Here is a 22891-nt window from a genome sequence, read left to right as displayed (position 1 = left end):
CAGCGGGTGCCGCCCGGCACCAAGAACTTAGAACTTGTAGCGGGCGCCCACCATGTAGCGGCGGCCGCCGGTCGATACCTGCAGCACCTGCATCTCGGAGCGGCCATGGACACGCTGGGTCGCGTCGTTGACATTGATCGCCTCGAGGGACAGGCTCAGGTTCTTGTTGACGTTGTAGCCGATCGAGAGGTCCAGCTGGCCGTAGGGCTCGACATAGCTCGGATTGGGCTTGCCGTTGTCGGCGGTCGAGGACAGGAAGCGGTCGCGCCAGTTGTAGGCTGCGCGCACCGACCAGTTCGTGTCTTCGTAGATGCCGACGATGTTGGCCGAGTCCGAGAGGCCAACCAGCGCGAACTGGTTGCCCACCCCCAGGTCGTCATAGGTCAGGCCCGACTTCACGTAGGTGTAGTTGGCCTGGAAGCCGAAACCGTTGTTGAACATGTGCTGCCAGTTGACCTCCGCGCCCTTCAGGGTGTCGCCCTGCGAGTTGACCAGGGTGGACACCTGGTAAGGCAGCGCCGGATTGCCCGCGACCCCGGTGATCGTGCCCTGGGCCACGCCGGCCGAGTTGTCGCCGGTGTAGGTCACGCCCGGCTGGCCGGCGTAATTGCGCAGGATGTAGTTGCGGATGCAGATCCGGTTCGAGACCGAGCAGCCGGAGGCCACCGCCGCATTCCAGTAGGCGCCGCCCACCGGCGTGGTCGCGCTCGGCGAACCCTCGGTGATCACGGTCGAACCCGTGTAGTCGGTCAGCTTCTTGTGGAACAGGCCCAGCGAGAGCATGCTCTGCTTGTTGTAGTACCACTCGGCCGACAGGTCCAGGTTCTTGGACTTGACCGGCTCCAGCGCCGGGTTGCCGCGGCTGACCGTCACGCCGGTGACGCTGGCGGTAGTGCCGTAGGTACTGCCGCCGGCGATCTGGTCGTAGCGCGGACGGCCGATCGACACGCCATAGCTGGCGCGCACTTTCATGTCGGAGCGCGGCTCGATGTCCCAGTCAATGCTCGGCAGGAAGTTGTTGTACTTGCCTTCCAGCGTCTCGAAGGTCTGCGATCCGAAGTCGACCGGCAGCTCGTTTTCCGAGATCCAGCGGATGCCGGTCGGCACCTTGGTCAGGCCGGTCGACGAGACGCGGGTCTGCTCGTAGCGGAAACCGATCCCGGTGTGCATCGGCATCGCGGTGTCCCAGTCGGTGTTGAACTGCAAGTAGAGCGACTTGGTCTTCTCGATCGTGGTGCGGTCGTAGGCCGGGTTGGCCAGGCTCGGGGTGTAGCCGGCGCGGTCGCCGGTGATGGCGATGGCGGCGTTGCGCACGCCTTCGAAATCGAAGGGGTGGATCTGGGTGAACAGGGCCGGATTGTCCGCGCCGCCCAGCTTGCTGAAGTAGTTGCGCAGGTTATCCGCGTGCCACAAGCTCTGGTCATAGGCATTCGACGTGACCGGCACGGTGCCGCCCCAGGTATCGCGCTGCACCTGCTGGAAGATCGACTCGTTCTTGTTCTTGGTGAAGGCCACGCCGAAGTTCAGGCCCGAGCTTTCGAACAGTTTCAGCTTGCCGCCCAGCTGGGCCTGGTCGAGCGTCATTTCGTTGCGGCCATCCTGGAACCACGAGCCCGCGACCTGGTGCGGCCTGCCGATGAAGTCGGCGCCCTGGATCGACAGCACCGGCATCTCGCTGGTGAAATCGGCGCGCGTGATGCCGCGGCTGAAGCTGGCGGTGGCCAGGTCGTTGTTGAAGCCGTAGGGGCTGTCCGACTTCGCTTCGGCCACCGAGTGGTGGGCGTCGAAGCTCAGGGTCAGGTCCGGGGTGGCGCGCCACTGGGTGTTGAAGCCGAGCGAGTTCAGGGTCGACTTGCGGGCGGAATCGCCGCCGTTCATCGAGATGTCCTGCGGGCTGGTGTAGCGCTCTTCGTAGTACAGCGGCGAGGACAGCGGGCCGCCGCTGAACTGGGCGCCCTGGATGTCCATGTTGTGGCCGAACCAGGCCGACAGCTCGCTGTAGCGGTGCTGCAGCTTGTTCTCGGCGAAGGTGTAGTCCAGGGTGGTGGTCAGCTCCTTGACCGGGCGGAACTGGAAGGTCAGCTGGCCGTTGGTGCGCTGGCGCTGGTAGCCGTTCATCTTGTACGACATGTTCTGTGGCGACAGGTACAGGTCGTTACCGCTTGGCGGGTTCTTGATGTTGACGAAGTTCGGGTTGTTCGGCTGCGGGATCGCGCCGTCGCTCGTATCGCCCATCTTGAACGGACCCAGCCAGCCGTTGATGACGGCGGCCGTGTTGATGCCCATGTTGCGTTCCTGGTAGCTGGCGCTGGCGGACAGGCCGAACATGCCGTCGTTCCAGGTATTGCTGTACAGGCCGGAGATTTCCGGGGTGGCCGAGCGCCTGGCCTTGTTCTGGTCGGGCAGGTTGTTGTTCGACTCGTCGTACATCACCTTGGCGCCGAAGCTGGCCTGCTTGCCGAGGTCGAGCGGGCGGCCGGTCATGACGTTCAGGGTGGCGCCGATGCCGCCCGGGGTGACGTCGGCGCGCACGCTCTTGTACACCTGGATCTGCGACACGGCTTCCGCCGCCAGGTTGCTGAAGTCGAAGGCGCGGCCGGACTGGTCGCCCAGGTTCGCGGTCGGCATCTGGCGGCCGTTGAGCAGCACCAGGTTCAGGTCCGGGCCGACGCCGCGCACGGTGACCAGGGCGCCTTCGCCGCGGTTGCGGTCGATCGACACGCCGCTGATGCGCTGCAGCGCTTCAGCGAGGTTGGTGTCGGGGAACTTGCCGATGTCGTCGGCCGCGATGCCATCGACGAAGCCGTCCGAATTGCGCTTCAGGTTCAGCGTCGACTGCATGCTGGCGCGGATGCCGGTCACGACCACGGTGTTGGCGGCGGTGGGGGCCGCGGTGTTGGCCGGATCGGCCGCGTTGGCGACCGCGGCGGTGTTCGCTTCCTGCGCATGGGCCTGAGCGACCAGGGTGGCGCATGCGCTCGCCACGGCGAGGGTGATCAAACGACGCTTGGTACCCGGGTAGCGCGAATTACCCTTTTTTGATGTGTGCAGCACTGTGTCTCCTCTCTTCTACAAATATGGCCGCGCCCGGGTGGGAACGTGCCGCTGGTGGTGTCATCGAAAACACCTGATTGGAACTTTGTAGTGGGGCCGTGTCCGTTGTGCCGCGTGCGAGATACTGCGTCGCCTTGGCTTAAGAATTGCCGCTCGGACTTTTTATATTGACGAAAGAGTAAAGGCGATGTTTGAATTAGTCAATTCGTCGAACAAACGAACTGTGTGCTGTAACACCATGCTTCGGCAGGAAAAATTCACTGTGGATACGGTTTCGCGACCGCCGGGACAAGCAATTGAAGCTTCCGGTCACATGTTTCGGAAGAGTTATGAAATCGATTTCATAACAAAATCAAGGACTTCGCGTTCTTCTGGAGCAGTGATATTTCTGTAAGGAGGTGGTTATACTTGCATGCTCCGTCCGGCCAACCAGATGCGTAAATATTTTTTTATGTTGCTGCCGGTGTTGCATAATCTTCACACTCACTTACCTTTATTGATCCATGCCCGTCACCGGTGACCACCAATTACTCAAGCAACTCAACCGGATGGCCCTGGTGCGGCAGGTCAGCACCCAGCCCGGACTGTCGCGCGCCTCGCTGGCCGAGGTGCTGGGGCTGACCAAGTCGACGATCAGCATGCTGGTGCGCGACCTGGTGGACGAAGGCTGGCTGACCGAGCGCGAGCTGATCGCCACCGGCGAAGTGGGCCGGCGCGCGACGCCGCTGCACCTCGACCCGGGCCGGCTGGCCCTGCTCGGCGCGGAGATCGGCGTGGACGAAGCGCGCGTGCTCGCCACCAACCTCCTCGGCGAAGTGCTCGATACGCGCGTGGTCAGCTACGACGACAGCGCCGACCCGGCGTCCTGCATCAAGCTGGTGGCTGGCGGGCTGGTACGGCTGGCGCGCCGGCTCGGGCGCTCGACCGGGACAAGCGGCGCACGCCAGGTGCTGGGCATCGGCGTCGGCCTGCATGGCGGGGTGGACGAGACGCTCGGCATGCTGCGCTATGCGCCCCACCTGGGCTGGCGCAACGTCGACGTGGACAGCCAGCTGCGCGCGCATTTTGCCGGCACGCCGCTGGACGAGCTGCCGCTGTACATGCAGAACGAGGCGAACGTCGCGGCGCTGGCCGAGTTCGAATTCACCGGGCAGTCGGGCACCGACCCGCTGGTCTACCTGTCGATCGGCTATGGCGTGGGCGCCGGCGTGATCGTCGGCGACAACCTGCTTACCGGCCTGAACGGTTTCGCGGGCGAAGTCGGGCACGCGATCCTGCAGGCCAACGGGCCGCGCTGCTCGTGCGGGCGCCGCGGCTGCGCGGACGCGCTGATCGGGCTGGGCTCATTGCTGGGCGCCGAGAAGCCGAGCCGTGCGGCGCTCGAGCGGCTGTTCGAGAAGGTGGCGCAGGGACAGCAGCAGACCTGCGCGGCGGTGAGCGCGGCCGGGGAACAGCTCGGGGTACTGCTGAACAATCTTTGGGCCGCCTTCGACCCGATGGCGATCGTCATCGGCGGGCCGGCGCTCAGCCTGGGCGACACCCTGATCGCGCCGGCACGCCGGGTGCTGGCCGGCTACGCGGATGCCGCGATGTTGACTGCGCCGGAAATCCGCACTTCGCGCTTCGGCGCGGATGCGGTCGCGGTCGGTGCCGCGGCGCTGGCGCGCCACCGGCTCACCCGGCCGCTCGACCTGCAGAGCATGGCGCGGCGGGTGGAAAAGGCGGGGCGCCAGGTGCGGCCGTTTGGACTGGAGCCCGTAGGGTTGGCGGGGTAATTCGGGCAATGCCCGGAATTACGAACGCCCACGCGGTGATTGTTGACTGCTCCGCGTTCGTGCCGGATGATCTTGCTGCTAACTATCACCGCGTGGGCGGCGTAGCCGCCCACCCTACGGCACTAGCAGCGCCAGCTGTTCCGGCTCCAGGTAGCACCACTCCCCTTCCTTCAGCCCGAGCGATTCCAGCGTCAGCCCGCCGATCTGCGAGCGGTGCAGCGCGCTGCAATGGTTGCCCGCGGCCGCCAGCATGCGCTTGACCTGGTGGTACTTGCCCTGCTCCAGCACGATCTCGAGCAGGTGCTCGCCGCGCTGTACGCAGGAGACCGCCTTGAGCGGCGCCGGCTCGTCGTGCAGTTGCACGCCGGCCAGCATCTGCTCGACCAGCGCCTCGGTGACCGGCTCGGCGGTGGTGGCCTGGTAAACCTTGGGCACGTGACGCTTGGGCGAGGATTGGGCGTGGATGAAGGGGCCGTCGTCCGACATCAGGAGCAGTCCGGTGGTGTCGTGGTCGAGGCGGCCGACCGGCTGCACCTCGCGCCACCCGAACTGCTCGGGCAGCAGGGTCAATACGCCGGGGTGGTGGCTCGGCTTGCGCGAGCACTCGTAGTTGGCCGGCTTGTACAGCGCGAGATAGAGGTGTTCGCGGTAGCGCCACTCCTCGTCGAACACCGTCAGCACCAGGTCGGTCGTATCGAACGTGGCCTTGTAATTGTCTTCGACCGCGCCGTTGACCAGCACGTCGCCGTCCTCGATCAGCGCGCGGCAGTATTTGCGGGTGCCGAATCCCTGCGATTGCAGGATCCGGTCCAGGGATAGTTTGCTCATGGGGCGCCACTTTAACAGAAGGGGCTGTCCCGACAAAGCGCCGCCCGCGCCCGTTTCCCTGGCGCTGATTACCCATTTGAGGTAAGTAATATTCCGACAGGCCTTCGGATGCTTCCGCACATTTGATGCGCGTCAAGCCTAGGAAGATTCTGATTGATAGACTTCAACGCGTTAGGAATCCACCTAATGACACGAGGATATCTTACGCATACGTCCTCGCCCAGACTGATAGGACAAGACCGTGCATACCGACGCGCAACCGACCGATGGAGTTCTTCCGCAAGCAGCCGATCCTGCCGAGCGACGCCAGATGGCCAGATTCCATGCTGCCCTGTTCCCCACCCGGCTGGCGCTGTCGCGCTGGCAGCATGGTGGCCATATTCCCCATCTGCACCATGGTGGCACGTCGGACACGACGTGCGCCCTGCGTGCCGCCTGGTATGCCGCTGCCCGGCGCGATTTCCAGGCCTGGCTCGATCGCGGCGGCTTCAGCCAGTACGAGGATGTCTCCCGTGCGCTGCCTGCTGCGCGGCCTGCCGGCTGCCAGCCGGTGCGCGATGGCGATACCCAGCAGATCGGTACCTGCACCTAGTTCCTGCCCCGGTAAAATGAAAACGACGGCCGAGGCCGTCGTTTCCACTTCCTGAGAAGGATCACTACTGTGAGGAATTGAATTCTCTCGAAGCTGCACCTGGTGTGCAGTTGGGTTACGGCTCTCGATCCGGGTGGCGATGACCTTTGCGGCCTTGCCAGTCCGCCCTCGAGTCGCACCACCTCAATATAGAACATGTTCCGCAGGATGCAAGCAAAATATCAACGAAGCTGCGGAACAGCTCCCTTGTAGGCAGCCTTCACGGCGCCATTGCCCACCGCCGCGCCGAATTTCTTCAGCACACGCTCCGGCAAGCCCTCGTGGGCGGTATAGTCGACGATATCCTCGGCCTTGACGATGTCGCGCGCCACGGTGTCGACGGTGCCGTAGCCGTCGGCCAGGCCCATCGCCACTGCGCGTTCCCCGGTCCAGTACAGACCGGAGAAGGTTTCCGGGGTTTCCTTCAGGCGCTTGCCGCGGCCGGCGCGCACCACCGAGATGAACTGCTGGTGGATTTCGTTCAGCATCGCCTGGGCGTGCGCCTTGTGCTTGTCGGACTGCGGGCTGAACGGGTCGAGGAAGCCCTTGTTCTCGCCGGCGGTGAGCAGGCGCCGCTCGACGCCCAGCTTTTCCATGGTGCCGACAAAGCCGAAGCTGTCCATCAGCACACCCACCGAACCGACAATCGAGGCCTTGTTCACGTAGATGCGATCGGCCGCCGAGGCGATGTAGTAGCCGCCCGAGGCGCAGATCTCGTCCACCACCACGTACAGGGGCTTGTCCGGGTAGCCGCGCTTGAGGCGCTGGATCTCGTCGACGATGATGCCGGCCTGCACCGGGCTGCCGCCCGGGCTGTCGATGCGCAGCACCACCGCGGCCGAACCGGCGTCGGAAAAGGCCTTGTTCAGCGAGGGGATCACGGTGTCGGCCGCGCCGCTGCCTTCGGCTTCGATCTCGCCGTTGATTTCGATCAAGGCCGTGTGGCGGCCCAGGTTTTCGTCGCTGCCGAAGCCGATGCTGGAATCGTAATAGGTCGCCAGCGCCAGGATCGCGACCAGCAGGAAGCTCAGCTTGAAGAAAATGCCCCAGCGGCGCGCGGCGCGGCGCTCCTGCACGGTGGCAAACACCAGTTTTTCGAGGGTCGCGCGTTCCCAGTTGCCGATGCTGGGATCGGCGGCAAGCCGCTTGTCGGCCTGGCTGGAGGGATCGTGGTCGTGACTCGCTTGCTCGCTCATTCGCTCAACATTCCGGTTTCGATATTGTTACACTGCGGAGCGTCCGCGCTATTCAAGGCGCGGGCGCGCATACCATCTCGTCGGGCTGCCACCAGATGCCGCCATCCCGTTCGCTCACGGCGATCGGCCGCAGCCGGCCGCCGCGGCACGGTCCGCCGGCGCACTTGCCGGTGTCCGGCTGGTACACCGCCCCGTGGGTCGCGCACATCAGGTACAGGCCGCTCGACTCGAAAAAATCGCCCTCCGACCAGTCGAGTTCGATGGGTACGTGCGCACAACGGTTCAGGTAAGCAAATGGTTTACCCGCATAACGTACCACAAAGCCGGTCGCCGGATGCCCAAAGGCAATAACCGGGAAGCGCACACCCTTGCCGCCGTCGAGCAGCGCGGATGCTTCGCATACGAACAGGCTGCTATCGTCGGTCATCGTTACGCGTTTTCCAGCAGCCAGGTGTGCAGCTCAGGGATCGAGCGGGCCGAGAAGATCGGCTTGCAGGCCTGCAGCTGGTGCACCGGATGGGCGCCGAATTCGACCGCGATACCGGCGGCGCCGGCATTGTTCGCCATCATCAGGTCGTGGGTGGTGTCGCCGATCATCACGGTACGGCGTAGAATCTGGCCCAGTTCGCGCGTCAGTTCCTGCAGCATGGCCGGGTGCGGCTTGGAGAAGGTCTCGTCGGCGCAGCGGGTGGCGTCGAACATGGCTAGCAGGCCGGCCGCGTTCATGGCGCGGTTCAGGCCCACGCGGCTCTTGCCCGTGGCCACAGCCAGGAAGTAGCCCTGCTGCGCAAGATCGGTCAACATCTCGCGAACGCCCTTGAACAGCACCAGTTCGTGGTCCTTCGTCAGGAAGTGGTAGCGGTAGCGCTCCACCATGCGCGGGTACAGCACCGGGTCGATGTCGGGCAGTACCGCCTGCATGGCCTCGGACAGGCCGAGGCCGATCACGTGCGAGGCCGAAGCGTCGCTCGGCACCGGCAGCCCGAGGTCGCGGGCCGCCGACTGGATACAGCGGACGATCGCCGCCGTGCTGTCCATCAGCGTGCCGTCCCAGTCGAAAACGATCAGGTCAAATTGCTTTCTTGGCATTGTTGTCGGCAGCCGCGCTGCCGGTCCCCTATTAATATTAGGCGGTACGGACGGCTTCACCCGTCCACCCCACGCATGATTTCATGAAATCGGTTGCCCCAAGCTTACCAAGAATCGGTCGCACTCGGCCGGCAGCGGCGCGCGCAAGGTCAGCGGCTGGCCGGTGTCGGGGTGGGTGAAGGTGATCTGGTAAGCGTGCAGGAACATGCGCTTGAGCGCCCCGCGCTCGGCAGTTGCTTTCTGAAGCTGCTTGTTCAATGCAAAATCGCCGTATTTCTCGTCACCGAGGATCGGAAAGCCGCTCGAGGCCAGGTGCACGCGGATCTGGTGCGTGCGGCCGGTCTTGAGCTCGGCTTCGAGCAGGGCGAATTCCTTCCACTTGCGCTTCAGGTTGAACACCGTGTGCGCTTCCTGGCCACCGGCCTGCACCACCACGCGGCGCTCGCCGTCCGGCGTCGTGAATTTATGTAAAGGGAGCTTTACATGCTGGCGCTTGTTGGTCCAGTCTCCGTAGACGGCGGTAAGGTAGCGCTTGTCGGTGACGCCGTCGCGCATCTGGTCGTGCAGGTTGGTCAGTGCCGAGCGCTTCTTGGCAATGAGCAACAATCCGGAAGTCTCGCGGTCGAGGCGGTGCACCAGTTCCAGGAACTTGGCCTGCGGCCGCGCCGCGCGCAGCTGCTCGATGACGCCATAGGACACGCCCGAGCCGCCGTGCACGGCGACGCCGGCCGGCTTGTCGATGACGAGCAGGTGCGTGTCCTCAAACACGATCGGGAATTCGACACCGGGCGTGGCCTGCTGGCTCGCCTTCTCGGCGATGCGGATCGGCGGAATGCGCACCAGGTCGCCTTCGACGAGGCGGTACAGCTGGTCGATGCGACCCTTGTTGACCCGCACTTCCCCCGAACGGAGGATGCGGTAGATGTGGCTTTTCGGGACGCCTTTGCAGACGCGCAACAGATAGTTATCGATACGCTGGCCGGCCTCTTCCTCGGTGATTGTCACGAACTGCGCCTGGATTGTTGGCTGTGATGAAGGGGGAACAACATCGTTCTGTACCACTGTTCGCATTGTCTTCCCAGAAATTCTCTCTAAGTCCTTCATTTTGAATATATAATCGACAGGCGGCGGTCAAACCTCTGCTGGTGTAAGAATTAAAACGATATTTTACACAGGGGCGCGCTCCACCGGCCCCGCCATGAGCAAATTCGGTGGAAAAAAACGTGTACGCACATTCAGGCGCGAATCAGGGTTGCACCTGCAGTTGCAATCGGGTTGGGTGGCTGGATGCAGGATGGACTGTTTGGATTTGTATGGATAAGTACCGGCAAGCCGCGCCGTTCGCGGCTCGCCGGTTGATGGTGTCGATAACGCTTGTCGTTGTGGCCCGACCCGATGTCAGCCTCACCTGAAGGCTGAGCGTTACGGAAGGCTGATTGATCGCCTCGGTATCGAAGTCTCGGTTGTTCGCTGGCTACGGTTTGGCTCGTTGTTGCACACCGCCCCGCTGTCTCCGCCGTGCCCACCCCAACGTGGTGGCAGGCGGACCAGCTGCTGGTTGCGGCGTGCGTAGACAATGACGTTCGACTCCACTGCGCCCCGTGCGGCAGCGATGCATTGCGTCGCCCTGCCCCGTTCCGGGTATTCCCCCCTCCAGCATTCCTTCTCCGCGTACATTCCCTGTACTTTCGCCGCGCCTAACCAGCGCGGCATGACACGGCCTTCGGGTCGCGGAGTTAATAAAAATGAAACGCATGTTGTTTAATGCTACGCAGCAAGAGGAGCTGCGCGTAGCGATTGTCGACGGCCAGAAGCTGATCGACATCGATATCGAGACCGCCGGTCGCGAGCAACGCAAGTCCAATATCTACAAGGGTGTCATCACCCGCATCGAACCCTCCCTCGAAGCCTGCTTCGTTTCCTACGGCGAAGACCGCCACGGTTTCCTCCCCTTCAAAGAAGTTGCCCGTTCTTATTTCCGCGATGGCGTCGACGTGCGTAACTGCACGATCAAGGAAGCCCTCAAGGAAGGCCAGGAAATCATGGTCCAGGTCGAGAAAGAGGAACGCGGCAACAAGGGCGCCGCACTGACCTCCTTCATCTCGCTGGCCGGCCGCTACCTGGTCCTGATGCCGAACAACCCGCGCGGCGGCGGCGTGTCGCGCCGCGTCGAAGGCGAAGAGCGCCAGGAACTGCGCGAAACCATGGACAAGCTCGACCTGCCGCAGGGCATGTCGGTCATCGCCCGCACCGCCGGCATCGGCCGCACGGTCGAAGAACTGCAGTGGGACCTGAACTACCTGATGCAGCTGTGGCGCGCGATCGAAGGCGCCGGCAAGTCGGCCGCCGGTCCGTTCCTGATCTACCAGGAAAGCTCGCTGGTGATCCGCGCAATCCGCGACTACTTCCAGCCGGACATCGGCGAAGTCCTGATCGACACCGACGAGATTTTCGACCAGGCGCAGCAATTCATGTCGCACGTAATGCCGGACATGGCGCACCGCGTGAAGCGCTACAGCGACGACGTGCCGCTGTTCTCGCGCTTCCAGATCGAACACCAGATCGAGACCGCCTACGCGCGCACCGTGCCGCTGCCATCGGGCGGCGCGATCGTCATCGACCACACCGAAGCCCTGGTCTCCATCGACGTCAACTCGGCACGCGCCACGCGCGGCTCCGACATCGAAACCACCGCCTTCAACACCAACTGCGAAGCGGCCGACGAAGTGGCCCGCCAGCTGCGCCTGCGCGACCTGGGCGGCCTGATCGTGATCGACTTCATCGACATGGAAGTGGCCAAGAACCAGCGCGAGGTGGAAACCCGCCTGAAGGAAGCCCTGCACCATGACCGTGCACGCGTCCAGATGGGCAAGATCTCGCGCTTCGGCCTCATGGAGCTCTCGCGCCAGCGCCTGCGTCCTTCCCTGTCGGAAGGCTCGCACGTGACCTGCCCGCGCTGCTCGGGCACCGGCCACATCCGCGATACCGAATCCTCGGCCCTGCAAGTCCTGCGCATCATCCAGGAAGAGGCCATGAAGGAGAACTCGGCCGCGATCCACGTGCAGGTGCCGGTCGACGTCGCCGCCTTCCTGCTGAACGAAAAGCGCGGCGAAGTGCTCAAGATCGAGAACCGCCACCGCATCACCGTGATCCTGATCCCGAACAAGCATCTGGACACCCCGCACTACAAGCTCGAGCGCATCAAGCACGACGACCCGCGCCTGGAAGACGCCGCCGCCAGCTACACCATGGCGGAATCGGCCGAGACCGACATGGGCTTCGCCAAGCGCCAGAAGGAAGAAGCCAAGCCGCGCCAGGAAGCCGTGGTCAAGACCATCACCCCGGCCCAGCCGGCCCCGATGGTGGACCGCAGCGAAGCGGCCAAGCCGGCCAAGGCCGCCGCCCCGGCAGCCCCGGTCGCGGCTCCGGCGCCAGCCGCACCGGCACCGAGCGAGCTGGGCTTCTTTGCCCGCATCAAGAAATTCTTCATGGGCGAGCCGATCCCGCCGGCACCGGCGCCGGCACCGGTCGTGGTTGAAAAGCCGGCCGCACCGGCCGCTGCAGCCGAGCGCGGCGAACGCGGCGGCCGCAATGGCCAGCGCACCCGCAACGGCCGCGGCGCCAAGGGTGGCCGTGACCGCGACGAGCGCGACCTGACTGCCAAGACCGAGGAAGGCGTCAAGCCGGTGGAAGCCGACGCCAAGCCGGCCCGCCAGCCGCGCGAGAAGCGTGAGCCGCGCGAGCCGCGCGAAGCACGCGCACCGCGCGAGCCGCGCGAGCAGCTCGACACCGCAGCGGCCGCGCCGCGCGCCGAGCGCGAGCCGGGCGAACGCAAGGAACGCGCACCGCGCCAGCCGCGTGGCGAGCGCACCGAGCGCGCCGTCCAGCAGCCGGTCGAAGCCAAGGCGGAAGAGCTGAAGCTGCAGGCCGTCCCGGCCCCGAGTGACGAAAGCGAACTGTCGACCACCACCCCGCACGGCGACGTGCTGGACCATGCGGTGAAAGTGGCAGCAACGGGCGCCAACGGCGAGGAACTGGACGCCGAAGGCGGCGACGAGCCGCGCCGCCGCCGCCGCCGCGGTGGCCGCAACCGCAACCGCCGCGACCGTGACCAGGTCGAAGGTATGGAATCGGCGGAAGGCCTCGACGGCGCCCCGGCCTTCACGCCGGTCGCCGACGAAGAAGCCGCGAAGGTTGCGGCCGCAGCCAAGGCTGCGCCGAAGGCCAAGGCTGCCGCCGAGCAAGGCCCGTGGCCCTTCCCGACCGCGGCATCGGTGGCTGCCAAGGCGAAGGCCGAAGTGGACGCCGTGGCTGCTGCGGCTGCACCGGCTCCGGTTGCCGCGCCGGCACCGGTTGCCGAAGCTGCCCCGGCTGCGGCAGTGGAACGTGGTCCGTGGGTCTTCCCGACCGCGGCTTCGATGGCCGCCCTGAAGGCCCCGGCCGCCCCGGCTGCAGAGCCGGCACCGGCGCCTGTGGCTGAAGCACCGGCTGCGCCGGTCGCTCCGGTGGCTCCGGTGGCTGCCGAGCCTGTGCAGGCAGCCCCGGCGCCCGTCGCCGCTGCTCCGGCACCTGCTCCTGCACCGAGCGCCGCGCCGATCGACATGAACGACCTGCTGTCCAAGGCCGGCCTGCAGCTCGCATCGACCGATCCGGAAAAGCTGCGCGCCGCCCAGGAAGCCGCCGCCCAGGCCAATCCTCCGCAGCGCGTCGGCCGCGCCCGCAAGCCGGTCCAGGTGCCGGTGGACGAGCCGCTGATCCAGGTGGATACGCGCCAGTAAGCGCTAGCTTGCTGGCGTAGCGAAAAGGGAAGCCCACTGGGCTTCCCTTTTTTGTTTTGCGCATCGAAACATTGGGGTCAAACATCGGGGTCAGGTCTGACAATCGGACACGAACTCAAGCGTAAGTTGCTTGTATTGCCGAGCCCGTGTCCAAATGTCAGACCTGACCCTGCACCTACTGCACCTTGACCCTGCCCCTACCACGCAAGCAACAAGTCATATTGCTGGGTTACGATAACAAGCATGCAAGCCCCCGCCCCCATCAGCTTCCGCGAAGCCCTGCTCTACTGGCTCAAGCTCGGCTTCATCAGCTTCGGCGGCCCCGCCGGCCAGATCGCCCTGATGCACGGCGAACTGGTCGAACGACGCCGCTGGATTTCCGAGCAGCGCTTCCTGCACGCCCTGAACTACTGCATGCTGCTGCCCGGCCCCGAGGCGACCCAGCTGGCGGTCTACATCGGCTGGCTCCTGCACCGCACCTGGGGCGGCATCCTGGCCGGGCTGCTGTTCATCCTGCCCTCGCTGGTCCTCCTGACCAGCCTGTCCTGGATCTACCTCACCTGGGGCCACCTGCCGGTCATCGCGGGCATCATGGCCGGCATCAAGCCGGCCGTGGTGGCGATCGTCATCGCCGCCGCCTGGCGCATCGGCACGCGCACCCTGCGCAACGGCATGCTCGCCGCCATCGCCGCGCTGGCCTTCGTCGCCATCGCCCTGCTCGACATTCCCTTCCCGCTGATCGTGCTGGGCGCAGCAACGGCCGGCCTCATTGGCGGCCGTCTCTGGCCGCAGCGCTTCCAGCCCGGCGGCGGACACCCGGCCGACCGCAAGCACTACGGCCCGGCCCTGATCGACGACGATACCCCCAGCCCGGCGCACGCCCGCTTCTCGTTGCGCGCCCTGGCCAAGGTCCTGCTCATCGGCATCGGCCTGGCGCTCGCCGCCTGGCTCGTGCTCGCCGCCGTGTATGGCGTGGATGGGACGCTGGCGCGCATGGGCTGGTTCTTCACCAAGGCCGCCCTGATGACCTTCGGCGGCGCCTATGCCGTGCTGCCCTACGTGGTGCAGGGCGCGGTCGAGCAGTACGGCTGGCTCAGCGCCACCCAGATGATCGACGGGCTGGCACTGGGCGAGACCACGCCCGGTCCCCTGATCATGATCGTGGCCTTCGTCGGCTTCGTCGGCGGCTGGACCCATGCGCTGTTCGGCCCGGACGCGCTGGCCCTTGGCGGCATCGCCGGCGCACTGGTAGCAAGCCTGTTCACCTTCCTGCCCTCGTTCGTCTTCATCCTGGCCGGCGGACCGCTGGTCGAGTCGGGGCGCGGCAACGTGCGGCTGACGGCGCCGCTGACCGCGATCTCCGCCGCCGTGGTCGGGGTGGTCGCCAGCCTGGCCGTGTTCTTCGGCCAGCACGTGTTCTTTGCCGGCGGCCAGGTCCGGCCGGCGGCGATCGCCATCGGCGCCGCCGCCAGCCTCGCCCTGCTGCGCTACAAGGTGGGGCCGATCACGCTGATCGCCGTCTGTGCGCTGGCGGGGGTCGTGCTATCGTATTGGCATGCCTGACAAAATCATTCCGATTACCGACCTGCGTTCGCCCGCGATGGCGGTCCCGGGTGCGCCGGAAGCGCCAAGCGGCCTGCTCCTGGACGCCCTGGGCCGGCCGCTGCACGACCTGCGCATCTCGGTGACCGACCGCTGCAACTTCCGCTGCGTCTACTGCATGCCGAAAGAGGTCTTCGACAAGGACTACGCCTACCTGCCGCACGGCGACCTGCTCTCCTTCGAAGAAATCACGCGCGTGGCGCGCCTGTTCATCGCCCACGGCGTCGAGAAGATCCGCCTGACCGGCGGCGAGCCGCTGCTGCGCAAGAACCTCGAAGGCCTGGTCGGCATGCTGCGTTCCCTGAGCACGCCCAGCGGGCGCCCGCTCGACCTCACGCTCACCACCAACGGCTCGCTGCTGGCGCGCAAGGCCCAAGCCCTGAAGGATGCCGGCCTGGACCGCGTCACGGTCTCGCTCGACGCGCTCGACGACACGGTGTTCCGGCGCATGAACGACGTCGACTTTGCGGTGGCCGACGTGCTGCACGGCCTGGACGCGGCGCACGCCGCCGGACTGGGGCCGATCAAGGTCAACATGGTGGTCAAGCGCGGCACCAACGAGGACCAGATCCTGCCGATGGCGCGCCACTTCAAGGGTTCGCCCTTCATCCTGCGCTTCATCGAATACATGGACGTGGGCGCCTCGAACGGCTGGAACATGGACGAAGTCATCCCTTCCGCCGAGGTGGTGCGCCGGATCGGGCTTGAATTGCCGCTCGCTCCGCTTGCCGCCAACTACAGCGGCGAGACCGCCGCCCGCTGGCGCTACCTGGACGGCAGCGGCGAAGTCGGCGTGATCTCCAGCGTCACGCAAGCCTTCTGCCACGACTGCACCCGCCTGCGCCTGTCCACCGAGGGCAAGCTCTACACCTGCCTGTTCGCCACCCGCGGCCACGACCTGCGCTCCCTGCTGCGCGGCGAACGCAGCGACGCGGACATCGCGGGTGCGATCGCCCAGCTGTGGCGCGGGCGCGCCGACCGCTACTCGGAAACGCGCACCGTCGAGTCGTCGGGGCTGGCGCGCGGCGGCAAGAAGGTCGAGATGTCGTACATCGGCGGTTAATTTCGGGCTCACATGGACAAGAAACTCATCACGGGACTCATCCTGGCGGGCGGCCGTGGCTCGCGCATGGGCAATGTGGACAAGGGCCTGCAGCCCTTCCGCGGCAAACCGATGGCGCAGCACGCGATCGAGCGCCTGCTGCCGCAGGTCGGCTCGGTCATGGTCAACGCCAACCGCAACATCGACAGCTGGCTGGAGCTGGCCGCACCAGTCTGGCAGGACGAAACGCCCGGCTTCGCCGGACCGCTGGCGGGCCTGGAAGCCGGCCTGCGCCACTGCGTCACGCCCTGGCTGCTGGCGGTGCCCTGCGATTCGCCCTTCCTGCCGCTGGACCTGGCCGAGCGATTGGCCGCCGCGGTCAAAGAAAACGATGCGGACCTCGCCTTTGCCGTCACGCAGGAGCCGGGCATGCGGCCCCAGCCCCATCCGGTGTTCTGCCTGGTGAAGGCGAGCCGGCTGCCGGTGCTGTCGCGATACCTGCTCGAGGGCGGACGCCGCATGGACGGCTGGTACAAGGACCTGAAGGCGGTCGAGGTGCTGTTCGAGGATGCCGACGCTTTCCGCAACATCAACACGCTGGAAGAACTGCAAGGCTTCGACGACACCTTGCCCCTGAGCCTGGCGAAGGTGACCAGCTGCCTGTCCGGCTACGATCCCGACGCCCTGCCCGTGCGCGACGCCCAGCGCATCATCCGCGAGTTCGTGCAGCCGGTGCGCGCGGTGGAAAAAGTCGCGCTGCGCGCCGCGCTCGGTCGCGTGCTCGCCAAGGACGTGATCTCGCCGATCAACGTGCCGGCCCACGACAATTCGGCCATGGACGGTTTCGCGCTGCGCGGCGAGGACCTGCGCGCCGACGCGCCGGTGACGCTGCGTGTGATCGGCACGACCTACGCCGGCAATGCTTCCGGCCTGGTTCCTGTCGCGGGCGAGTGCGTGCGCATCATGACGGGCGGTGTCATGCCGGAAGGCTGCGACAGCGTCGTGCCGCAGGAATTCGTCACCCAGGAAGGCGAGACCGTCACCCTGCCCGCGGGCGTGATCCGCGCGGGCGACAACCGCCGCTTCGCCGGCGAAGACCTGAAGGCCGGCAGCGCGGCCTTGAAAGCGGGCCGCGTGGTGCGCCCCGCCGATCTCGGCATGATGGCCTCGCTGGGCATAGCCGAAGTCGCGGTGCAGCGCCGCCTGCGCGTGGCCTTCTTCTCGACCGGCGACGAACTGCGCTCGGTCGGCGAGCCGCTGGGTGAAGGCTGCGTCTACGACAGCAACCGCTACACCATCTACGGCATGCTGCAGCGCCTGGGTTGCGACATCATCGACATGGGCGTGGTGCGCGACGACCCGCTGGCGCTGGAAGAGGCGCTGCGCAGCGCCTGCGAGAACGCGGACGCCATCATCACCTCGGGCGGCGTGTCGGTCGGCGCGGCCGACTACACCAAGCAGATCATGGCCAGGCTCGGCGACGTGACCTTCTGGAAGATCGGCATGCGTCCCGGACGCCCGCTGGCCTTCGGCCGCGTCCATTCGAATGGCCGCAGCGCTTTCCTGTTCGGGCTGCCGGGCAATCCGGTGGCGGTGATGGTGTCCTTCTACTTCTTCGCGCGCGAGGCCCTGCTGCGCATGATGGGCGCCGAAGCCCCGCTGCCGCTGCTGCGCGCGCGCTCAGGCGGCGCGATCCGCAAGAAGCTAGGGCGCACCGAATACCAGCGCGGCATCCTGGCGCCTGGCGCGGATGGCCAGCCGGAAGTGCGCATCACGGGCTCGCAGGGCTCGGGCATCCTGCGCTCGATGTCCGAGGCGAACTGCATGGTGGTGCTGCACGACGAGCAGGGCAATGTCGCGGCGGGCGACATGGTCGATGTGCTCGTGTTCGAGGGATTAATGTAGGGTGGGCGGCTTCGCCGCCCACGCGGCCAACTCACGTTTGATCGACCACACATCTTTTATCCGGCGCTGCCGTACTATGCGCCGATGTCTTGCTACCGCCGCGCCATAACGGGTACATCATTCTTTTTCACGGTCGTCACCCATGGCCGGCGCCCCATCCTTTGCAATGAGCCCGTACGCGAGGCTCTGCGTTCTGCCATCGAGAAGGTACGTCTTCGCCTACCGTTCCAGATCGGTGCGATAGTCCTCATGCCAGATCACCTTCACTGCATTTGGACGCTGCCAGATGGCGACATGAATTTTTCTACACGCTGGTCACAGATCAAGCATGAAGTGTCCTACAAGTGCCGTGATTTGTACGAGGCGACACTATCGCTATCGAGACGACGCCAACGCGAGGCGCCGATCTGGCAGCGGCGATTCTGGGAGCATCAGATTCGGGACGAAGTCGATATGGAGCGACACGTCGACTACATCCATTTCAATCCAGTCAAGCATGGCTTGGTCAAGGCAGCGTCAGCGTGGCCGTACTCGACGTTCGCACGCTACGTTCGGGCGGGAATATATGCTCCGGATTGGGGCGGCAATCCTGCATGCGAAGATATGCGCTTCGAATAAGCGCAGCGACGGCGCTTGCGCCGGCTGACCGCGTGGGCGGCAAAGCCGCCCACCCTACGGGTCCTGCGACTCCGAACCGAGCATCAGCTGCGCCGCCTCGCTCGGCAGCGCTTCCACCGACTTCAGCTTGCGCGCCATCTGGCGGCTGCGCACTTCGGCGCTTTCGATGTTCTTGGCGGCCTTCTCCAGCGTCGCCTTGGTGGTGGCCAGCACGTCGCCGAACTTGGTGAACTCGGTCTTCACCGCACCCAGCACCTGCCACACCTCGGACGAGCGCTTCTCCAGCGCCAGCGTACGGAAGCCCATCTGCAGGCTGTTGAGCAGCGCGCTCAGGGTCGACGGGCCGGCGATCGTCACGCGCAGCGCACGCTGCAGGTCGTCGGCCAGGCCGGGGCGACGCATCACCTCGGCGTACAGGCCTTCGGTCGGGAGGAACAGGATCGCGAAATCGGTGGTCTGCGGCGGCGACACGTACTTTTCGCAGATCGTCTTCGCTTCCACCCGCACGGCGCGTTCCAGCTCGGCGCCGGCGCGCGCCACGCCTTCGGCATCGGCCATCTCGGCCGCTTCCAGCAGGCGTTCGTACTGCTCCTTCGGGAACTTGGCGTCGATCGGCAGCCACAGCGGCGGGCCGCCATCGACCACGCCGGGCAGCTTGATCGCGAACTCGACCCGTGCGCCGCTGCCCGCGATGGTCTCGACGTTCTTGGCGTACTGGTCGACGGTGAGGACCTGCTCGAGCAGCATCTCGAGCTGCACTTCGCCCCAGGTGCCGCGGGTCTTGACGTTGGTGAGCACTCGCTTGAGGTCGCCCACGCCGATCGCCAGCTGCTGCATCTCGCCCAGGCCCTGATGCACCTTTTCCAGGCGCTCGCTGACCTGTTTGAAGCTCTCCGTCAGGCGCGTCTCCAGGGTCGCGTGCAGCTTCTCGTCGACGGTCTGGCGCATCTCCTCGAGGCGCTTGGCGTTATCGTTCTGCAGGTCGCGGATCTTGGTTTCCAGCGTGCCGCGCACTTCCAGCATGCGCTGGGCGTTCGATTCGGTCAGGTTCGACAGGGTCAGCTGCAGGGTATCGGCGAAGCGCTTCAGGGCGCGCGCCTGCTCTTCGCGGCCGGCGCTCGATTGCAGCTGCATCTGCTGGCGCATGCCGTCGAACTGCTGCACGCTAGCGGCATGGTACTGGCCCATGTGCCCCGCCACTTCCTGGCGCGTGGCCTGCGCGGTGGATTGCATCTCGAGCCGCAGCTCGCGCTCCAGGCGCTCGATGTGGCGGCCGTCGCCGTTGGCACGTGCGCGCGACAGCAGGAGCACCTGCAGGGCGATGACGACAGCGAGCGCCGCCAGGATCAGGAGTTCGGCGATACCCATGCGTCAGTCGGCCTTGTTCCGCATCCAGTCGGCAGTGTTGTAGAAAGACTGCATCAGGCGCATGCGCAGGTCTTCGTCGTAGCCCAGGTCTTCCATTGCCCAGGCCATGGCGCGCAGCCACTGGTCGCGCTCCTTGGTGCCGATGGCGAACCCTAGGTGTCGCGCGCGCAGGCGCGGGTGGCCGTAGCGTTCGACGAAGAGATCGGGACCGCCCATCCAGCCGGACAGGAACATGAACAGCTTTTCGCGCGAGCTGTCGTTGGGTTGCGGGTGCATGGCGTGGATGCCGGCGAATTCAGGTTCCAGCTGCATCAGGTCGTAGAAGCGGTCGACCAGTTCGCGCAGGCGCTCGGCGCCGCCCATCACCTTGTAGAGGGTTTGTGTGTCAAGGGTATTCGGTTCGGACATGCCGCCATGATAGCGCGCCGGGATGGCCACTGGCCACCCCGGCAATGCGTTGTTGCATTCAAGCTTCGCGCAGAGTCTGCAGCGGGGGCTGCCGTAGCACGCTGCGCAGCCCCAGCCAGCCGCCGACCAGCGCGCAGACGGCGCCCACGACCACGCCGGCCAGCCACACCTGCGGCTCGAACTTCCAGGGGAACTTGAACACGTACTCGGCCAGCACCCAGCCCATGGCCGCCGCGCCAGTCGCCGCCAGCACGCCGGACAGGCCGCCGACCAGCACGAACTCGATCCGCTGCGCCGTCGCCAGTTGCCCGCGGGTGGCGCCGAGCGCGCGCAGCAGGCCGGCTTCGCGGGTGCGTTCCGACTGCGATCCCATCAGGGCCGCGTACAGCACCAGCACGCCGGAGGCGAGCGTGAACATGAACAGGAACTCGACCGCCACCACCACCTGGTCGAGCACTTCCTGCAGTTGGCGGATGATGCCGGAGACGTCGATCACGGTCAGGTTCGGATAGGCGCGGGTCAGGCTGTTGGTGAGGTTTCCGGCGCTGCCAGGGAGGTGGAAGGCCGTCATGAAGCTCTTCGGCGCGTTCGCCATCGCCTGCGGGTTGATGATGACGAAGAAGTTGGCGCGCATCGAGCCCCACTCGAGCTTGCGCAGGCTGGTCACCTTCGCCTCCACCGGCATCCCGGCCATGTCGAAGCGCATGACGTCGCCCAGCTTCAGGCCCAGCCGGGTGGCCAGGCTCTGCTCCACCGAGGCCTCGGCCACGCCCGGGCCATCCTTGTACCAGCTGCCGGCGACGATCTCGTTGGTCTCGGGCAGGCTTGCTACCGTCGACAGGTTGAACTCGCGCTCGGCCAGGCGGCGCGCTTCGCCGTTCTGGAAGCTGTTGCGGGTGAGCAGGTCGCCGTTGATGTGGGTCAGGCGGCCGCGGATCATCGGGTACAGGAACACGTTCTGCACCCCGGCCCCGCGCAGCTGCTGCTCGACGCCCTGCGCCTGCTCGGGCTGGATGTTGATGATGAAGCGGTTCGGCGCATCCGGCGGCGTGGCCGTGCGCCAGGCGGACATCAGGTCGCCGCGCACCACGGTGAGCAGCAGCAGCGCCATCAGGCCGAGCGACAGCGACACCACCTGCACCACGGTGGCGCCGGGACGGCGTTGCAGCGAGGTGATGGCGAAGCGCCAGCTCTGGTTTTTCGAGGCGCCGCGCAGCTGGCGCAGCAGGCGCAGGCCGAGCCAGGCGACCAGGGCGAACAGGCCCAGGCCGCCGAGGAAGCCGCCGGCCGTCATCAATGCCAGCCTGGTGTCGCCGGCCTGCCACAGCAGCAGCGCCAGGAACACGCCGACGCCCAGGCCATAGGTGGCCAGCGCCAGCGGCTGCGGGCTTGCCGCTTCGCGCCGGATGACGCGGTTGTGCGGCACGTTGCGCAGCTGAAGGACCGGCGGCAGCGCGAAGCCGACCAGCAGCAGCAGGCCGGTGGCGATGCCCTGCAGCGCAGGCAGGGGCGACACCGGCGGCAGGTCCGGCGGCAGCAGGTTGCCGATCATCTGGATCAGGATGAAGTGGGCACCGAAGCCGACCGCCACGCCCAGTATGCTGCCAGCCAGGCCGACAATGGCGAATTCGATCAGGTAGAGCGCGCCGACCTGGTTCTGGGTCATGCCGAGGCAGCGCAGCATGGCGCAGGCGTCCAGGTGGCGCTGCATGAAGCGGCGCGCCGCCATCGCGACCGCCACCGCGGCCAGCATCGCCGACAGCAGGCCGACCAGCGACAGGAAGCTGTCGGCGCGGTCGAGCGTGGCGCGCATCTCGGGGCGGCCGTTCTCGAGCGTCTCGATGCGCACGCCGCGCACGTTGCGCGTGGCGATGTCGGCGCGCAGCCATTTTTCGAAGGCGGCCACGCTGGACATGTCGTTCTTCGAGGTCGAGGCCACCTGCAGCCGGTAGGTGACGCGCGAGAACGCGTCCACCAGCCCGGTGGCCGGCAGGTCCTGCAGCGACAGCATCACGCGCGGCGCGAAGTTGGAGAAGCCCGCGCCCTTGTCGGGTTCGGTGGCGATCAGCTGGGCGATGCGGAACTGCTTGTCGCCCAGCTGGATGCTGCCGCCTACCCCGGTGCGCAGCGCCGGCAGCAGGTTGGCGTCGACCCAGACGGTGCCGGGCGCCGGCGTGTCCCGGGTTTTCTGTCCGATGGCGCGGCTGGCGTCGTCGGGATTGGTGCTGATGCTGAGCTGGCCACGCAGCGGGTAGCCGTCCGACACCGCCTTTACCGCGGACAGCTGCGCCATCGAGGCTTCGCCCTCGCCGGCCTGCGCCATGCTCTGGAAGGCGGCCGTTTCGGCGACCAGCAGGCCGCGCCGCTTCGCCTCGTCCTTCCAGCGCTGCTGGATCGGATCGTCGGCATTGACCAGGAGGTCGGCGCCCAGCAGCTGGTGCGCGTCGCGGTTCAGGCCGGCGCGCATGCGGTCGATGAAGAAGCCGACCGAGGACAGCGCCGACACCGCCACGATCAGGGCCACCAGCAGGAAACGCAGCTCGCCCGCACGCCAGTCGCGCGCGGTCATGCGGAGGGATTGGATGAACATGGTGATC

Annotated in this window: 16 protein-coding genes; 7 read left to right on the top strand and 9 right to left on the bottom strand. The window is 66.2% G+C overall.

Annotated features, from left to right (window positions below):
- Nucleotides 1-27 precede the first annotated feature (27 nt).
- Nucleotides 28-3000 carry a TonB-dependent receptor gene (locus ACK6C6_RS03670; RefSeq protein ID WP_409265949.1) on the bottom strand — a complete coding sequence of 991 codons (2973 nt, stop codon included), beginning with the start codon at nucleotides 2998-3000 and terminating at the stop codon, nucleotides 28-30.
- Between the two features lie 557 nt (nucleotides 3001-3557).
- On the opposite strand from ACK6C6_RS03670, the gene ACK6C6_RS03665 reads away from it, so the two are divergent.
- Nucleotides 3558-4829 carry an ROK family protein gene (locus ACK6C6_RS03665; RefSeq protein WP_409265947.1) on the top strand — a complete coding sequence of 424 codons (1272 nt, stop codon included), beginning with the start codon at nucleotides 3558-3560 and terminating at the stop codon, nucleotides 4827-4829.
- A gap of 114 nt (nucleotides 4830-4943) precedes the next feature.
- Here the strand turns inward: ACK6C6_RS03665 and ACK6C6_RS03660 are convergent, their stop codons facing one another.
- The gene (locus ACK6C6_RS03660; protein ID WP_036214697.1) at nucleotides 4944-5657 is read right to left on the bottom strand and encodes a pseudouridine synthase; all 714 of its coding nucleotides are present in this window, start codon (nucleotides 5655-5657) and stop codon (nucleotides 4944-4946) included.
- Between the two features lie 310 nt (nucleotides 5658-5967).
- Here ACK6C6_RS03660 and ACK6C6_RS03655 point away from each other — a divergent pair, with 310 nt between their 5' ends.
- Nucleotides 5968-6249, top strand: a complete 282-nt coding sequence (locus tag ACK6C6_RS03655) for a hypothetical protein (RefSeq protein WP_409265944.1) — start codon at nucleotides 5968-5970, stop codon at nucleotides 6247-6249.
- A 221-nt stretch (nucleotides 6250-6470) separates the two neighbouring features.
- On the opposite strand, the gene ACK6C6_RS03650 is transcribed toward ACK6C6_RS03655, so the two are convergent.
- The 4 genes from ACK6C6_RS03650 to ACK6C6_RS03635 all read right to left on the bottom strand — a co-directional run bounded on the left by ACK6C6_RS03650 (nucleotide 6471) and on the right by ACK6C6_RS03635 (nucleotide 9644).
- The gene (locus ACK6C6_RS03650) at nucleotides 6471-7484 is read right to left on the bottom strand and encodes a S49 family peptidase (RefSeq protein ID WP_209587734.1); all 1014 of its coding nucleotides are present in this window, start codon (nucleotides 7482-7484) and stop codon (nucleotides 6471-6473) included.
- 52 nt (nucleotides 7485-7536) lie between these two features.
- The gene (locus tag ACK6C6_RS03645) at nucleotides 7537-7911 is read right to left on the bottom strand and encodes a Rieske 2Fe-2S domain-containing protein (RefSeq protein ID WP_036214690.1); all 375 of its coding nucleotides are present in this window, start codon (nucleotides 7909-7911) and stop codon (nucleotides 7537-7539) included.
- A 2-nt stretch (nucleotides 7912-7913) separates the two neighbouring features.
- Entirely contained in the window at nucleotides 7914-8573 is a 660-nt protein-coding gene (locus ACK6C6_RS03640) for an HAD-IIIA family hydrolase (protein WP_281909926.1), read from the bottom strand.
- 81 nt (nucleotides 8574-8654) lie between these two features.
- Nucleotides 8655-9644: an RluA family pseudouridine synthase gene (locus tag ACK6C6_RS03635; RefSeq protein WP_409265941.1), complete on the bottom strand. Its 990-nt coding sequence runs from the start codon at nucleotides 9642-9644 to the stop codon at nucleotides 8655-8657.
- Nucleotides 9645-10318: 674 nt separating this feature from the next.
- Here ACK6C6_RS03635 and ACK6C6_RS03630 point away from each other — a divergent pair.
- The 5 genes from ACK6C6_RS03630 (at nucleotide 10319) to ACK6C6_RS03610 (ending at nucleotide 18518) form a co-directional block, all read left to right on the top strand.
- Nucleotides 10319-13351 carry an Rne/Rng family ribonuclease gene (locus ACK6C6_RS03630; RefSeq protein ID WP_409265940.1) on the top strand — a complete coding sequence of 1011 codons (3033 nt, stop codon included), beginning with the start codon at nucleotides 10319-10321 and terminating at the stop codon, nucleotides 13349-13351.
- A gap of 243 nt (nucleotides 13352-13594) precedes the next feature.
- Nucleotides 13595-14914, top strand: coding sequence for a chromate efflux transporter (gene chrA, locus ACK6C6_RS03625; protein WP_409265938.1), 1320 nt, complete (start codon nucleotides 13595-13597; stop codon nucleotides 14912-14914).
- Nucleotides 14907-16016, top strand: a complete 1110-nt coding sequence (moaA, locus tag ACK6C6_RS03620) for a GTP 3',8-cyclase MoaA (RefSeq protein ID WP_409265937.1) — start codon at nucleotides 14907-14909, stop codon at nucleotides 16014-16016. The genes chrA and moaA overlap by 8 nt, the downstream gene beginning before the upstream one ends.
- Before the next feature lie 12 nt (nucleotides 16017-16028).
- Complete coding sequence (glp, locus tag ACK6C6_RS03615; protein WP_409265936.1) at nucleotides 16029-17900, top strand: gephyrin-like molybdotransferase Glp; 1872 nt, start codon at nucleotides 16029-16031, stop codon at nucleotides 17898-17900.
- Nucleotides 17901-17984: 84 nt separating this feature from the next.
- A complete protein-coding gene (locus tag ACK6C6_RS03610) occupies nucleotides 17985-18518 on the top strand; it encodes an REP-associated tyrosine transposase (protein ID WP_409265935.1) in 534 nt (177 codons plus the stop codon).
- A 54-nt stretch (nucleotides 18519-18572) separates the two neighbouring features.
- On the opposite strand, the gene ACK6C6_RS03605 is transcribed toward ACK6C6_RS03610, so the two are convergent.
- The 3 genes from ACK6C6_RS03605 to ACK6C6_RS03595 are packed head-to-tail and all read right to left on the bottom strand — an operon-like array spanning nucleotide 18573 to nucleotide 22884.
- Nucleotides 18573-19886: a DNA recombination protein RmuC gene (locus ACK6C6_RS03605; protein ID WP_409265933.1), complete on the bottom strand. Its 1314-nt coding sequence runs from the start codon at nucleotides 19884-19886 to the stop codon at nucleotides 18573-18575.
- 3 nt (nucleotides 19887-19889) lie between these two features.
- Nucleotides 19890-20294, bottom strand: a complete 405-nt coding sequence (locus ACK6C6_RS03600) for a group II truncated hemoglobin (RefSeq protein WP_409265932.1) — start codon at nucleotides 20292-20294, stop codon at nucleotides 19890-19892.
- A gap of 58 nt (nucleotides 20295-20352) precedes the next feature.
- Nucleotides 20353-22884, bottom strand: a complete 2532-nt coding sequence (locus ACK6C6_RS03595) for an ABC transporter permease (protein ID WP_409265931.1) — start codon at nucleotides 22882-22884, stop codon at nucleotides 20353-20355.
- Nucleotides 22885-22891: the final 7 nt, after the last annotated feature.

The sequence above is a fragment of the Massilia sp. BHUDP2 genome, from assembly GCF_046236355.1.
GTDB lineage: Bacteria > Pseudomonadota > Gammaproteobacteria > Burkholderiales > Burkholderiaceae_D > Telluria > Telluria varians.
The sequence above is the reverse complement of the archived record's forward strand: the minus strand, read 5'-3'. Positions and strand labels throughout refer to the sequence as shown.